A 14,063-nucleotide genomic window follows, 5' to 3' on the forward strand; every position below is an offset into this window, starting at 1 on the left:
TCTACCTCTAGCCCAAGGCGAAACGATAGTGATCAATTGATTATTCTTCCTGTGGGCGTCAATCTGGGAAAACAGAATGTGATTCCTAGTACTTTAGTGCGGGGATTTGAAGATGGTTCCCAGGCAATTAATTTTGAAACGTGGCTGATTCCCTTAGATGATGTGATCCAGGGCTTGAAATTAGATGTCAAACCCTTAGAAGACGGTCAATTAGAAGTGCGATCGCCTGGTTTAGTTACCCGCATCAATCCAGAAGAATTACCAACTGACCCAGAATTAGGAGTAGTCATTCCGGTCAAAACCATCCAAACTCTTCTAGGAGTCCCGACGGAGTTTGACATGATTGAATACGCCATTAAGTTTAATCCCCCCTGGTTGAATGTGCGGCGCAAAGGTCGGCGAACTCCAGAAATCCCAGTTGTACTGGAAGGATTATCTGAGATTGATGCCCCTGCGTTTAGCATATCCGCGATCAGACAACGGGTAAATGTTAGTGGCAGAGGGGGTGGTAGCAGTTCCTTTTCTAATTCCACAAACTATAGTGGAGAATTTACCACCGTCGGCACCTTATTAGGAGGTAGCTGGTTTCTGAGGACTCGCCAACCGGATTTAACCGATACCGGGACGTTTCGGTTACAGGAAGCTCAGTATTTTCGCCAAACCGATGCAGCGGATTTTGTCCTAGGTTCCCACCCCACCTTTTGGCAAAGTCAAGGGACAGGTCAATATTGGGGTGCGACCACTATCCAGCGCTGGGGATTTACCCCACCCTCATCAAGGGGTGGATTTAGTCCTAGCCAACGGTTACAAGCCAATGATATTGGACGGAGCATTACTGGGGAAGCTGAACCGGGTACGTTGGTGCAGCTGACCCAAGGTTTTAATGATGTGGTGGTGGATGAAATCCTAGTGGACTCCTCTGGGGTTTACCGCTTTGAAAATGTCATAACTGGACGAGGCGGTAGCAATACTTATCGCGTTTTTCTATACCCCGATGGACAGCTTACTGCAGACCCGGAAATTCGAGAGGCCAATTTCTCGACTCTACCGGGTCAATTGACCAAGGGAGCCTCTGCTTTAGTTGTTTCCACTGGCTTGAGTCGAGAATCGAGCCAAAATGGGAATTTCTTTGGTGAGTTTACAGACGTGCGGGGTGGAATTGCCTATCGCCTAGGAGTCACAGAAGACTTGACTTTAGGGATGGGGGTGGTTTACGACGAGTCAGTGTTGGGCTTAGGGGAACTATTCTATCAACCTGCTGGCTTTCCGTTAAAGGTAAAAGTATCGGCTCTTTTAGGTACAGAGGATGAGGGGATAGACTATGATGCCAGTATTAACTTCCAACCCTCCCCTAAGCTGAGCTTTAACTTCAACAGTGATAGTCTAGCCCAACGGTTTCGGGTCAACTGGCAAGCCTTTCGTGGTTTAACCTTAAGAGCCAGTGGTAACACTCGGGAGGAAGCCTTAGCTGCTGGTATGAGCATATCCCACACTAGCCAAAATTTCTCACTCTTTGCCAGTGCTGACATGGACACCAATAATAACTTGCGCTGGAGTTTGAGGTCTAACCTGGGAAGTCTGAGACTCTCCCATCGAGGCAATGAAATCACTACCAATTCAGAACTGATCTATTATTTGTCCAATAGCAGTGCCTCTAGAGGACATTCCCTGCTACTGGGTTACGAAACCCGGGATTCCAATAACCGTGATGATCACCTCGCTCGCTTAGCTTGGCGCTATCGTTCTCCACAACAGTCTAGTGATGGTCGATATCTCTGGGACTTGGATTTCGGCTATGGCTTCGGTTCTCGGGGTAATGGATTGATTGCCTCAGCTTCCAGTGCCTTGATTCCCGGATTAGTATTGCGGTTACGTTACCAAGAAATATCTACTACCTCTGATGGCAGCACGTTCAGGATTGAGCTTTCTCCCAATATCAATGTCCAATCAGGGTTTAGCGGTGCCGACACCCGCTTTGACCGCTTACGCAGCCGAGGAGGATTGTTAATTCAGCCATTCTTTGACAACAATGGCAATGGTAAGCGAGATAAAGGGGAAGAGATTTACGTTGAAGAGCCCGATTTACTGTTACTGGTGAATAATAAATCGATAAGCTCGTTTCGACCAGACATTCGCAACAATGGTATTTTTGTCAAACTCGACCCTGATACCTATCGCCTCGACCTTGACCCCGCCGGATATCCCATCGACTGGAAACCCGAGGAATCAGCCTATGCGGTGGAGGTGGTGCCGGGTAGCTATACTCCAGTTACTGTGCCAATGGTACTATCCTACACCTTTGCAGGTGTAGTCACTGATGCTGCGGGAGAAGCGGTGCAAGGGGCGAAGGTAGAAGCAGTACCAGTTGATTCAGGAAAATCGATTTTTTCGATTACTAACGGTGCTGGGGTCTTTTATTTAGAAGGCTTGCAGCAGGGTAAGTATAATTTACTGATTAATGGTGAATCGGCTCAACCGAATCAAATTGAGATTAAGCCAGATTCCGAACCTTTCCAAGAACTGAATTTATCTATACTTCTTCGTCCTTAGTCTTTAATCCTGAAGTGTTTTGTAGCCACCAAAGAGTATATAGGTAATAGGTAATCCTAAACTACCCATTACCTATTACCTATTACCTGTTACCCATTACCCATTACCTATTACCTGTGACTTATTACGGATTACACCCTAATATCGGTGATAGTTCAAGCTTCAACTTCTGCTGGTTCTGGTGTAGGGGCTGGGGATGATTCGTCTCTGATGGTGAGGTAGCGAATCACATCTTGACTTAGACGCATTGCTCGCTCAATCTTGGCGACATGAGTACCTGGCCCATTATAGTTCATTTGGATATAAATCCCTTCCCGGTACCTATCTATGGGATAGGCTAAACGACGCTTGCCACGATGCTGAATTTCGATTTGCTCTCCACCGAGTTCCTGCAATAGGTCTCGGTATTTGCCGATAGCTTGATCTACTTGTTCCTCGCCCAAATCAGGACGGAGGATGTACATCATTTCGTAAGTGTTTTGCACTGGTATTAATCTCCTTATGGACAATTTGGCTTCTTTTTATCCGATAGACAGCACTAACAATCAGCACTAACAATCAGCACTAACAATCAGCTTTCCTTGAACCACACCTTAGGTCATAGTCAAGGTTGGGTAATTGACTTGCTTGCTACTGGATAGTTAAAGAAGCAAGGAATTGATCTATCGCTACTTAAGTGGACACTTACCGGATCGGTAAGTGTTTGAAGTGGTCAGACTCATCTGAATACTTTTATCTTAATCCTTGACAAGGATTACCGATTTAAAATTATAACCCCTTGTGCAACCAATTTCAATTAAATTTCAATTAAATTGTGCTCAAAGATAGTACATTCGTCAAAGGGGAATACCACTAGACACAACCAGAGACTACCAGAAGATGCTATGTCTAAATGCAGCTTATTATCTATTCTACTGTTAAGGACAATCTGTTATCGGTACTCAGTACTGACGTACTACCAACTCAATACTATCTTAGGTAAAGTAGAGAATTTTCGTAATATTATTAAGGAACATCTATTGTTATGACACAGCGTTACGTTCGAGTTAAATCTTCTAAAGGACAGACCTACTACGGTTTGTTACAGGTGACCCGCACTATTCAGGTGCTGGATGCACCACCTTGGTTACAGGGACAACCTATAGATTTAGAGTTGGAACCAGAAAGCTATCAACTGCTTGCTCCGTGTGCACCAACTAAAGTCGTGGCTGTAGGCAAAAACTATACTGAACACGCAGCGGAATTGGGAACATCAGTTCCTGAGGAACCTTTACTGTTTCTTAAACCCCCTACCACTATACTTCCTGACTCTCAAGCCATCCAGTATCCGCCTCAGTCTAAGCGAGTAGACTATGAGGGAGAGTTAGCAGTGGTAATCGGTGACTATTGCTTAGACTGCACACCAGACGAAGCTCAATCCAAAATTTGGGGTTATACGATCGCTAATGATGTAACGGCTCGGGATTTACAAAAGCGGGATGCCCAGTGGACCAGGGCTAAGGGATTTAATAGCTTTTGTCCCCTCGGACCGTGGATAGTCCGGGAGTTGAGTGCTGGGGCAAAATTGCAGACATTTCTGAATGACAACCCTGAGCCTGTACAATCAGCTTTAATTAGTCAAATGGTATTTCCGCCAGATGTTCTGGTATCTTACATTTCCCAGGTGATGACCCTAGTTCCAGGAGATGTGATCCTTACGGGGACACCCAAAGGAGTAGGAGCAATGGAAATTGGCGATCGCGTCCGGGTGGAAATTGAGGGAATTGGGCAGTTGGAAAATACGGTGATCTCACGCCCTTCACCGGCCAAGACTAAGCAAGACTAGGGGACTTGGCTGTAAACAGCTTGACTAAGGCTTGGTATTTCTGCGTAACGACCCATCAATGATTGAATCATGGAGTAGCCGCAGGCGGCAAGGATTCCTAAAAACACTATATTATATAAGGTTTCTGTTAGCAAGTTAACCCCTAGTGCTTGGACTAAAATTGGTAACAATAGACCACACAAAACTAAAAGAATGTCTAAAAGAATCGCTTGCATGGTGTTAAAGCGAACAAAATGGCTGATTTGTGGGTTTCTGACTACGGCTAAGAATAAAACAAAGAAAATAATTAACCCCACTAAAGGCAAACCGTAGTAAAGTGAAATCAACGGTTGTAGGGGCAGGTAAATAATGCCGAGAATGGGAAACTGTCTTAGCAGAAATTGACCAAAGGGCAAAACCACAATTAGAGGGAGTAGATATGCAAGGGCTGCAAAAATCCGGTCTTTAATATCTGTTGACCCGCGCCAATTCATGGTGGTTTCTCCTTTAAGATGTTCAGATAAGGGGTACACTAACTACTATTCAGCATAGCGCAGCACAACAATCTACCCCTGAGCGACCTGAAATGCGATTGACCTGCATGTCACGCGGGGCGCGTTCCCCTACTAGAAAAGTCAATCCATATTTACCAGACGGAATCCCATTTCACACTCATACTGTTGAGCTTGCTTCTCACTTAGCTTCTTGAGCAGATGAGCACAAACCAATTTGCCTTGATGCAAGCGAGGTTGACCACTTGGGTCAGCCAGTAAACAACATTGGCAGACAAGGTCGGGGGAAATTACTTGGTTGTCCGTTAGAATTACTAACATAGCACTAATCCCATTACGCTATCAGGGCTGATGCCGAAGCATGATACTTTTATTTCTTCTCAACAGACTGAAGGATAGGAAACAGTGTTTATTGGCGTTTATTTGCTCACTATGCCACCCATACTCATCCTGAAAATATTAACTAATCAGCTTAGTGCTTAAGTTTTGTTTGTTAGTGCTGTTGATTAGAACTGTTTCTCAATGCTATTCCTATTTTATTAGATACTCTGGATACTAGGTATTGCATTATTTATATAATACTATAAATTTTAATAATATAATAAAAACTTTAAGTTTTGCTAAAACTTGGCTTAATCTGACTCTGAATCGTTCCAAACTCAAGCTTTCAGCTCATCCTTACCAATGTATTGTTTGACAGGACTTTTGGAAAGCTGGCGAAAAACTGGGCATTAAACGCCCATATGTAGTAGGAATAAGTAGTAGGGATAAGTAGTAGGGATAAGTAGTAGGGTGCGTTATTAACCCACCCTGTAGGTAGAGTTACTGGGTAAGTCCTGTTTAAGGGTCGTGTCCAAACAAACCACCTGCAAAAAAATCTTCAGGGCGACTAAAGCTGCTATTTCGGTACCGGTAGTCGCTGATGGGATAAACCCCTGCATGAAAGCGCTACCTCAGTTTTTAATCCCCGCTCTTGCCTAAACGGGGCTTTATTCCCTCAGAGGATTTTTTGTAAGCACATAGACCTTTAAGGTTGTTGTGTCAATTACCAAACGTGATCGATCCTAGAAGTAAAGAAAGTGACTCAAACTAATTTCGATTTTCTCGCCGAAACCGATCCCACGATAGCCACCTATCTGGGAGAAGAACTCCAACGTCAACGGGAGCATCTGGAACTTATTGCTAGTGAGAACTTCACCTCCCCAGCGGTGATGGCAGCACAAGGCTCAGTGCTAACTAACAAATATGCTGAGGGATTGCCCGGAAAGCGCTACTATGGCGGCTGTGAGTTCATTGACAAAGTCGAACAAGTAGCGATTGACCGTGCTAAAGAACTCTTTGGTGCTGCTCATGCTAATGTTCAGCCCCATTCTGGCGCTCAAGCAAACTTTGCGGTATTTTTAGCCTTACTAAAACCTGGTGACAAGATTATGGGGATGGATTTGTCCCATGGCGGACACCTCACCCATGGGTCACCAGTGAATGTTTCCGGTAAATGGTTTGAGGTGTGTCACTACGGTGTTAGCCAGGAAACTGAGCAATTGGACTATGGTCAGATTCGGGAACTTGCTCTGAAAGAGCGTCCCAAACTGATTATTTGTGGCTATTCCGCCTATCCCCGAATCATTGACTTTGAAAAATTCCGCGCCATTGCTGATGAAGTGGGTGCCTACCTGATGGCGGATATGGCTCACATTGCTGGTTTAGTGGCTAGTGGTCATCACCCTAATCCCCTTCCTCACTGCCATGTGGTCACTACTACCACTCACAAGACCCTGCGTGGTCCACGGGGTGGCTTGATTCTGACTAATCAATCGGATTTGGGTAAAAAGTTCGATAAGGCAGTGTTTCCCGGAACTCAGGGGGGTCCGTTGGAACATGTGATTGCTGGTAAAGCTGTTGCGTTTGGGGAAGCCTTGACCCCAGCATTCAAAACCTATTCTGCCCACGTGATAGAAAATGCTAAGGCTTTGGCAAGGGCACTGCAAAACCGGGAGTTAAAGATTGTTTCTGGTGGTACAGATAACCATGTATTACTGGTAGATTTGCGCTCTATTGGTATGACAGGTAAGCGAGCTGACCAACTGGTGAGCGGTGTCAAGATTACAGCTAACAAAAATACTGTTCCCTTTGACCCAGAGTCGCCCTTTGTCACCAGTGGCTTGCGCCTAGGTTCCCCAGCCATGACTACCCGAGGCATGGGAGTCGCAGAATTTACTGAGATTGGTAATATTATTGCCGATCGCTTACTGAATCCAGAGGATGAGCAAGTGGCAAATCAATGTCGCCAGCGTGTGGGACAATTATGCGATCGCTTTCCTCTGTATCCCCATCTGACCAGTCTTGTACCAAGTTTGGTCTAAGGCTTGATGTTTGACAGTTAAGCCTCAGCATAACACCTACAGTAGGGTCACCTAATAATCGACCCTACTGTAGACTTACTTGGTAAGTCCTGTTCCTCAGTATGTGTTAAAGAACAAAAGAAGCTATTGTGGACTTACTATGCCAAACTGTTAGTTAAAATTAATCAGAAAGTACCTATCAATTGATTGGATTATTAAAAAATTAAAATAACTAAAAAAATATTGGTTAAAAAAAGTTTCTAAGATTAGAAAGCCTGATTTAGCTTAGAAGATAAGTAAGAGTAATAAAAACAGGTATTTATTTTATTTTGTAGAAATCATGTAATGCCGAGCTTAGCTTTCATAAAAAGAGTGAAAAGTATGGCTTAATTAAAAATAATTAGGATTGGAGAGTTTGGTAGTTAAAAAAAATCTTATAAATAAGATTAAACTATCGAACAATAAGGATTAGAAAAATTTGACATAGCAGCAATTTATAGCGTTTATAGGAGTCATGAGGTACACATAACTGTTTGACTATTGGCTCTTGCTTCTTGTCTCTTACCTGCTCCCTGCTCCCTGCTCCCTGCTCCCTAAAAACCAGATATTTGTACCTCACAAGTCGTAGAATTGCTATATAAGTGTGGGAGAATAATAGAATAGCAGAAAAAAATAAATGAGATCTTGCCCCTGAGGCATAATAAATGAGTGCAGAAATTATTTGTGTAGGGACCGAACTGCTGCTGGGGGATATTCTCAACAGCAATTCTCAGTTTTTAGCCCAGGAGCTAGCGGCATTGGGGATTCCTCACTACTATCAGACAGTAGTGGGAGATAATATCGGGCGTTTACAGCAAGTATTGGCAATTGCTAGTGAGCGCTCCACTATCCTAATATTTACTGGTGGTCTTGGTCCGACGCCCGATGATTTGACCACGGAAGCGATCGCTAAATTTTTTGGTGCTCCTCTGATTGAAGAACCGGATGTTATAGAGGACATCACTCAGAAGTTTGCCCGGCGGGGACGTCAAGTAACTACCAATAACCGCAAGCAAGCCCTAATTCCGGAAGGGGCACAAGTATTACCCAACCTGAACGGAACAGCTCCTGGTATCATCTGGAAACCCCGTGCTGATTTAACCATTCTCACCTTTCCTGGTGTTCCTAGGGAAATGCACCAGATGTGGCGAGATACGGCTGTTCCCTATCTCAAAAGCCAAGGCTGGGGTAAAGAAATCGTTTATAGCCGGATGTTGCGGTTTTGGGGAATTGGAGAATCGGCTTTGGCTGAGAAAGTTGCTCCCTTTTTTGACCTTACCAACCCCACGGTTGCTCCCTATGCTAGTAAGGGACAAGTGAGGTTAAGAGTTTCGGCCCGTGCGGCTTCAGAAAGTGAAGCGCAAGAGTTAATTGAACCAGTAGCCCAAAAATTACAGCAGATTGGGGGAATTAACTATTTCGGTACTGACACCGATACCTTAGCCTCTGTCGTGGGTCAGCTATTGACGGCTGCCTCACAAACGTTGAGTGTAGCGGAATCGTGTACTGGTGGCGGTATTGGCAGTATGATAACCAGTGTTCCGGGGAGTTCTAATTATTTTCTCGGGGGTATCATTGCTTATGATAACGCTGTGAAAACTGGTGTACTGGGAGTAAATTCCTCAGATTTGAAGGCGATGGGGGCGGTAAGTAAAGTTGTAGCAGAGCAAATGGCAACGGGAGTGCGATCGCTTCTTTCTTCAACCTGGTCACTGAGTATTACAGGCATAGCCGGACCTGGAGGCAATACCGATACCAAGCCTGTGGGTCTAGTTTACATTGGTCTAGCCGGACCAGATGGCATTTTAGAATGCTACAAGTACACCTTGGGTGAACATCGGAGTCGGTCTGACCTACGTCACATCAGCGCCTGCTATGCCCTTGATCGCCTACGGTGCAAATTGCTGAGTTGTTGAACTTGTTACTTAGGGTTAGTTAGCAGGCAGTAGTACACCCCATCACCCTTCTCAAGCTAAATCCCTGCTGGGGGCCAGGTGGTGAAAATAAACACCACCACAGTCGCGATCGCCAGCATTCCCTGAATCAAATTTCCTACCAATGAACCGACCACAATCCCCAAGCCAGCTTTAAAGGACTGCTGGATTCTAGGCTGTAACTTTAACTTCCGTTGATAGAGAAACTCACCCAAAAACGCCCCTAACAACGGTCCAAACAAAATCCCTAGTAACGGTCCGCCGAAGGGCAAGGCGGGTAAAAGACCAAACACCCCCAATAACAAGCCGATGATGGAACCAATTTGTCCCCAATTACTAGCACCAGCTTTTTTTGCTCCCCAGTAAGCGGCTAAAAAATCGACTCCCATACCGAGTAGCAACACAAATATGGCTACGCCCAATGCCCAGGTGACATTACTAAAGCCGTCAGCAATACCCCAAATTAGGGTGGCAGCTAAAATCAACATGGCACCCGGAATGCCAGGAACAACCGAACCAATAATGCCTACTAGCATCATCAGAATCAGCAAGCAGTACAAAATGATTAACCACATTATTTAAATTCGAAGCGTTACCCACATCTTAGAAATGACCAGAGAGAGTATTGGCGAGTTTATCAGCAATCCCCTCAATCCACTTTTCATCTTGTTTAGTGTAACTTCGGGGAGCATTGGCTGCCAAAATTAGCGCTCCTTGGTTGCCAATCGGTTGACATATGACCCCTTGTGTGTTATTTGGCAAGTAGTCAAATTCAAGTCGCCCTGGATAGAGCTTCAGGTTAACCAGATAGACGGCTTTTTCAGTTTCAAAAACCCGCTTGAGAATAGCTCCAGGCTCGACTTGGGGATTTTTTCCCAAGATCCCCCTGCGCAGCAGGACTTTACCTTGGTATACCACTACAAGCGATCGCGTTACTGTATTAGTCAGTAATAGATGGGATGCCCAGGCTAATTCAGTTTTTACCTGATCTGGGAGCTCGGTCGCGAGGTCGAAACCCTCTTCGCCAATCAGTTTAACGGCATCAGGAGGTTTGGGCTGTACCTGCTGCCACAGTAAACCTGTCAAAATCAATACAGCACAAACAATTACCCCTACAGCATCAGAACGAGCTTGAGAATTGCTTAGCTGGGAGGTTAATAAACGGTTGATCAGCAACAGGCTCCCTGCCAATCCTCCAACCGCAAATGGCAGCAGCCGCAGTACATCATTTTGGTCGGGTTTAGCCATCACTCACCTGTTGGTTGTTAGTTCAGGACTTATACAGCTGAAAATCAACATCAAGGTGTTATTATTTTTCATCTGGTTCAATGATCCGTTGGAACAAATAACCTGTACCTCGTGCGGTCAGAATTAGCTCAGGATTACTCGGGTCATCCTCTAACTTGGCTCGTAGCCGGGAGATGTGGACATCTACTACACGGGTATCCACATGGCGTTCGGGAGTATAGCCCCACACTTCCTGTAAAATTTCGGAACGGGAGAATGGTTCTCCAGAACGTCTAACTAATAATTCCAGAAGACTGAACTCCATTCCAGTCAGCCGAATGCGCTCATCCCCTTTGTAGACCTGCCGCTTGTTGGTGTCAATTTTGATACTCCCAACATGAATCACACCAGAACTAGGAATACCGGCAGCTCCAACTTTATCAAACCTGCGCAGTACGGAGCGAATACGGGCTTCCAATTCTTTTGGAGAAAAGGGCTTGACCACATAGTCATCTGCTCCTAACTCTAGACCAGTAATCCGGTCAGCGACATCCCCTAGAGCAGTTAGCATAATAATGGGAATGTCTGATTCCTTGCGTAATTCTTGACAGACACCATAACCGTCTAGCTTTGGCATCATCACATCTAACACCACTAGGTCAGGCTCTTGATCACGAAATGTGTTTAGGGCTTCTTCTCCATCGGCGGCTGTGACTACCTCGTAGCCAATCATGGACAACCGAGTTTCTAATATGCGACGGATACTGGCTTCGTCATCTACAACAAGAATTTTTTCTTTATGAGTTTCCAATTGACGTTATACTCCTGAAATGGTGAAGTTAAATTAATGATTTATTAATTTATTAGTAGTTTATCTCTTTAATCTAACGCTTTACAAAGTTGATTTTATCGTTGAAAATAATATTTTCCTTGCTGGTGAAGTCTTTCTTGACTTTCATTAATGTTAATTTAATTATTGAGTTTTTTTAAGAGTTTTTAAGACTTTTAAACTAGGATGCCGAAGCCTAAAACGCTCTATGTGTGTAATGCCTGTGGTGCTGAGTCCTCCCAATGGTTCGGCAAATGTCCTGCCTGTGGTACTTACAATTCCTTGGATGAGGTAACTGCCCCATCCCCGATCAAAATCAGTCGCGGGGGTTGGCAATCCAATACTTATTCCGATAACCACGAGGCTAAAACTGGACCGGCTCAACCAAGATCATCCCTTACCTTCTCAGAAATTGTTGATACTGTCCAGATCCGCTTCCCCTCAGGCTATGGAGAACTCGACCGAGTCCTCGGAGGTGGTGTTGTGCCTGGGTCTTTAGTCTTAATTGGTGGCGATCCAGGGATTGGCAAATCAACCTTAATGCTGCAAGTTGCCAATCAACTTGCCAAGTTGCATCGCATTCTATACGTTTGTGCAGAAGAATCAGGACAGCAGGTAAAACTGCGAGCATCTCGCCTGGGTGTGGTATCAGCAGAAACCTCTGATCCCGACTCTAATCACGGTAGGGTGAACAACGAGCCTAAGTCTTCTAAGACTAAGTCTTCTAAATCTAAGTCTTCTAAGTCTAAGTCTTCTAAAACCCCCATAGCTGATCCCGACTCTGAGTCTACATCCGAGTCTAAAGACGCTGATTTGTATGTCCTACCAGAAACCGATTTAGAGGAAATTCTGCGAGAGTTGGAGTCCCTCAAACCTCAGGTAGCAGTGATTGACAGTATTCAAACTCTTTATTTTCCGGCCTTGACCTCTGCTCCTGGTTCTGTTGCTCAAGTGCGGGAATGTACCTCTGCCCTGATGCAGGTAGCAAAGCGGTCAAACATTACTCTATTAATTGTGGGTCATGTGACCAAAGAAGGCGCGATCGCAGGACCAAGGGTACTGGAACACTTAGTCGATACTGTATTGTACTTTGAAGGCGATCGCTTTGCTTCCCACCGGCTACTGCGTTCTGTGAAAAACCGCTTTGGGGCTACTCATGAAATCGGTATTTTTGAAATGGTCAGCAACGGTTTGCAGGAAGTGTTGAACCCTTCTGATCTGTTTTTGGGTAACCGAGATGAAATGAGTCCTGGTACTGCTACTGTAGTGGCTTGTGAAGGTACTCGTCCGATTCTGGTAGAATTGCAAGCCCTAGTAAGTCCTGCTAGTTATGGGGCACCCCGCCGCTCAACTACTGGAGTTGATTACAACCGCTTACAACAAATTCTGGCAGTGTTGGAAAAGCGAGTCGGGATTCCCCTATCCAAATTAGATGCTTATGTAGCAACAGCAGGAGGGCTAGGAGTAGAAGAACCAGCAGCTGATTTAGGAATGGCTATTGCGGTAGTAGCCAGTTTTCGCGATCGCGTTGTCGATCCTCGCACCGTTATGATCGGTGAAATCAGCTTAGGGGGGCAAGTGCGACTGGTCTCTCAGATGGAACTCCGACTCAAAGAAGCTGCCAAGTTAGGGTTCAAGCGAGCGATCATACCCAAAGGTCAAACCTTATCTGATCTTGGTATTGAAATTATTCAAGTATCCAGAGTACTAGATGCTATTATTGCTGCCTTGCCTGGGGGATTACGCCAGGACTTCCCTGAAGATCTCGAGGATCAATTCTAAGATCTAAGATCAAGTTCGCTTGAATACCCATGATAACCAGGAGGGTGGGGAGATGGGGAGATGGGGAGATAGGGAGATGGGGAGATTTTTATGAAGCAGAATTATCGGTATATCATATCCTATCTCTTTGATAATGTTCCCGATTCCCGATTCCCGATTCCCGATTCCCGTTCCCTTCCTGGGAGGGGAACGGGGTGGGTTCCGATTCCCGATTCCCAATTCCCGATTCCCAATTCACTCTGCGGCCACAAACTCCAAGTAACTACTGCTCAACTCCTTGACTGCCAACTCATAAAACTGCTGACCATGTTGCGGTGTTGCTAAGGCTGGATTAGACCCCATACGACCATCGGGATAACGGCGACGAAAATCGGCGGCTCCATAAATTGAGTGTCCAGACGCAACGGTTTCTGAGAGGGGTGCTTGTTTAATTGCTTCGGGATATACATATTGGGTAAGTGCTACCTCAGAAGGAGTAGCATGGGAACCTTCTTGATCCCCATACAACTCCTTAGCTAATTTGTAGACAGAACGGCACATAAACCAATTAGCTACCCGACACTGAACCCTTTCCCCATTAGGAATCTGTAAATCGCTCAAGTGGGCGTAACTTTCAGAAAACGCTGCCTTAAGGGTAGCGATATTACCCCCATGACCATTGATAAAGAAAAACTTGGTGAACCCAGCTCTAGTCAAGCAAGTCAGATAATCTTTGATCACCTGAATTAATGTACTTGGTTTCAAACTGATGCTACCGGGAAAAGCCGTGTGGTGTAAGGCCATCCCGACATTAATGGTGGGAGCAACTAGGGCATTGGTTGCCTCAGACACACCTTTTGCGATCGCTTCTGCACATATTGCGTCGGTGCCAATCAACCCAGTTGGTCCATGTTGTTCCGTTGAACCAATGGGCAGAATAATCCCTGGTGATTGCTTTAGGTAAGCTTCTATTTCTGTCCAAGTACTCAAGTGTAACAGCATGGTTAATTTTAGAGGGTTAGTTGTTGTGTCATCTGCCCAACTGCTCATTTCTAATTAGGTGCA

Annotated in this window: 14 protein-coding genes; 6 read left to right on the forward strand and 8 right to left on the reverse strand. The window is 45.1% G+C overall.

The annotated features are described in order from the left end of the window. Positions 1 to 2,550: carboxypeptidase-like regulatory domain-containing protein (locus F6K52_RS20225; RefSeq protein WP_293081595.1), on the forward strand; the 2,550-nt coding region annotated here is incomplete at its 5' end. Between the two features lie 155 nt (positions 2,551 to 2,705). Here F6K52_RS20225 and rpsF read toward each other — a convergent pair. Next, complete coding sequence (gene rpsF, locus F6K52_RS20230; RefSeq protein WP_293081626.1) at positions 2,706 to 3,014, reverse strand: 30S ribosomal protein S6; 309 nt, start codon at positions 3,012 to 3,014, stop codon at positions 2,706 to 2,708. A 560-nt stretch (positions 3,015 to 3,574) separates the two neighbouring features. On the opposite strand from rpsF, the gene F6K52_RS20235 reads away from it, so the two are divergent. Further along, complete coding sequence (locus tag F6K52_RS20235; RefSeq protein WP_293081598.1) at positions 3,575 to 4,375, forward strand: fumarylacetoacetate hydrolase family protein; 801 nt, start codon at positions 3,575 to 3,577, stop codon at positions 4,373 to 4,375. On the opposite strand, the gene F6K52_RS20240 is transcribed toward F6K52_RS20235, so the two are convergent. Together F6K52_RS20240 and F6K52_RS20245 are read right to left on the reverse strand one after the other, a co-directional pair. Then, the gene (locus tag F6K52_RS20240) at positions 4,372 to 4,848 is read right to left on the reverse strand and encodes a Tic20 family protein (protein WP_070395772.1); all 477 of its coding nucleotides are present in this window, start codon (positions 4,846 to 4,848) and stop codon (positions 4,372 to 4,374) included. The genes F6K52_RS20235 and F6K52_RS20240 overlap by 4 nt on opposite strands. 141 nt (positions 4,849 to 4,989) lie before the next feature. Beyond that, on the reverse strand, positions 4,990 to 5,187 hold the full coding sequence (locus F6K52_RS20245; RefSeq protein WP_293081602.1) for a hypothetical protein: 198 nt from the start codon (positions 5,185 to 5,187) through the stop codon (positions 4,990 to 4,992). A gap of 758 nt (positions 5,188 to 5,945) precedes the next feature. Between F6K52_RS20245 and glyA the strand changes: the two genes are divergently transcribed. Beyond that, positions 5,946 to 7,229: a serine hydroxymethyltransferase gene (glyA, locus tag F6K52_RS20250; protein WP_293081605.1), complete on the forward strand. Its 1,284-nt coding sequence runs from the start codon at positions 5,946 to 5,948 to the stop codon at positions 7,227 to 7,229. 430 nt (positions 7,230 to 7,659) lie between these two features. On the opposite strand, the gene F6K52_RS20255 is transcribed toward glyA, so the two are convergent. After that, a complete protein-coding gene (locus F6K52_RS20255; RefSeq protein ID WP_293081608.1) occupies positions 7,660 to 7,827 on the reverse strand; it encodes a hypothetical protein in 168 nt (55 codons plus the stop codon). Between the two features lie 85 nt (positions 7,828 to 7,912). Here F6K52_RS20255 and F6K52_RS20260 point away from each other — a divergent pair, with 85 nt between their 5' ends. Next, positions 7,913 to 9,163, forward strand: a complete 1,251-nt coding sequence (locus F6K52_RS20260) for a competence/damage-inducible protein A (RefSeq protein WP_293081611.1) — start codon at positions 7,913 to 7,915, stop codon at positions 9,161 to 9,163. Positions 9,164 to 9,219: 56 nt separating this feature from the next. On the opposite strand, the gene F6K52_RS20265 is transcribed toward F6K52_RS20260, so the two are convergent. From F6K52_RS20265 to rpaB, 3 genes are all read right to left on the reverse strand, one after another. After that, the gene (locus F6K52_RS20265; RefSeq protein WP_293081613.1) at positions 9,220 to 9,756 is read right to left on the reverse strand and encodes a DUF456 family protein; all 537 of its coding nucleotides are present in this window, start codon (positions 9,754 to 9,756) and stop codon (positions 9,220 to 9,222) included. Positions 9,757 to 9,784: 28 nt separating this feature from the next. Then, positions 9,785 to 10,429, reverse strand: a complete 645-nt coding sequence (locus F6K52_RS20270; RefSeq protein WP_293081616.1) for a cofactor assembly of complex C subunit B — start codon at positions 10,427 to 10,429, stop codon at positions 9,785 to 9,787. A gap of 61 nt (positions 10,430 to 10,490) precedes the next feature. Further along, positions 10,491 to 11,219: a response regulator transcription factor RpaB gene (gene rpaB, locus F6K52_RS20275; protein ID WP_070395767.1), complete on the reverse strand. Its 729-nt coding sequence runs from the start codon at positions 11,217 to 11,219 to the stop codon at positions 10,491 to 10,493. A gap of 204 nt (positions 11,220 to 11,423) precedes the next feature. Between rpaB and radA the strand changes: the two genes are divergently transcribed. After that, positions 11,424 to 13,019, forward strand: coding sequence for a DNA repair protein RadA (radA, locus tag F6K52_RS20280; protein ID WP_293081620.1), 1,596 nt, complete (start codon positions 11,424 to 11,426; stop codon positions 13,017 to 13,019). Between the two features lie 127 nt (positions 13,020 to 13,146). After that, positions 13,147 to 13,281, forward strand: coding sequence for a hypothetical protein (locus tag F6K52_RS20285; protein ID WP_293081623.1), 135 nt, complete (start codon positions 13,147 to 13,149; stop codon positions 13,279 to 13,281). On the opposite strand, the gene F6K52_RS20290 is transcribed toward F6K52_RS20285, so the two are convergent. Next, complete coding sequence (locus tag F6K52_RS20290; protein WP_293081629.1) at positions 13,254 to 14,000, reverse strand: creatininase family protein; 747 nt, start codon at positions 13,998 to 14,000, stop codon at positions 13,254 to 13,256. The genes F6K52_RS20285 and F6K52_RS20290 overlap by 28 nt on opposite strands. Between the last annotated feature and the right edge of the window lie 63 nt (positions 14,001 to 14,063).

Source organism: Moorena sp. SIO3H5, assembly GCF_010692395.1.
Classification (GTDB): Bacteria; Cyanobacteriota; Cyanobacteriia; order Cyanobacteriales; family Coleofasciculaceae; genus Moorena.

What these genes read in the sequence shown, in the direction of transcription:
- rpsF (WP_293081626.1), bottom strand. Translation starts at nt 3,014, where the DNA reads ATGTACATCCTCCGTCCTGATTTGGGCGAGGAACAAGTAGATCAAGCT.
- F6K52_RS20235 (WP_293081598.1), top strand. Translation starts at nt 3,575, where the DNA reads ATGACACAGCGTTACGTTCGAGTTAAATCTTCTAAAGGACAGACCTAC.
- F6K52_RS20240 (WP_070395772.1), bottom strand. Translation starts at nt 4,848, where the DNA reads ATGAATTGGCGCGGGTCAACAGATATTAAAGACCGGATTTTTGCAGCC.
- F6K52_RS20245 (WP_293081602.1), bottom strand. Translation starts at nt 5,187, where the DNA reads ATGTTAGTAATTCTAACGGACAACCAAGTAATTTCCCCCGACCTTGTC.
- F6K52_RS20260 (WP_293081611.1), top strand. Translation starts at nt 7,913, where the DNA reads ATGAGTGCAGAAATTATTTGTGTAGGGACCGAACTGCTGCTGGGGGAT.
- F6K52_RS20265 (WP_293081613.1), bottom strand. Translation starts at nt 9,756, where the DNA reads ATGTGGTTAATCATTTTGTACTGCTTGCTGATTCTGATGATGCTAGTA.
- F6K52_RS20270 (WP_293081616.1), bottom strand. Translation starts at nt 10,429, where the DNA reads ATGGCTAAACCCGACCAAAATGATGTACTGCGGCTGCTGCCATTTGCG.
- radA (WP_293081620.1), top strand. Translation starts at nt 11,424, where the DNA reads ATGCCGAAGCCTAAAACGCTCTATGTGTGTAATGCCTGTGGTGCTGAG.
- F6K52_RS20290 (WP_293081629.1), bottom strand. Translation starts at nt 14,000, where the DNA reads ATGCTGTTACACTTGAGTACTTGGACAGAAATAGAAGCTTACCTAAAG.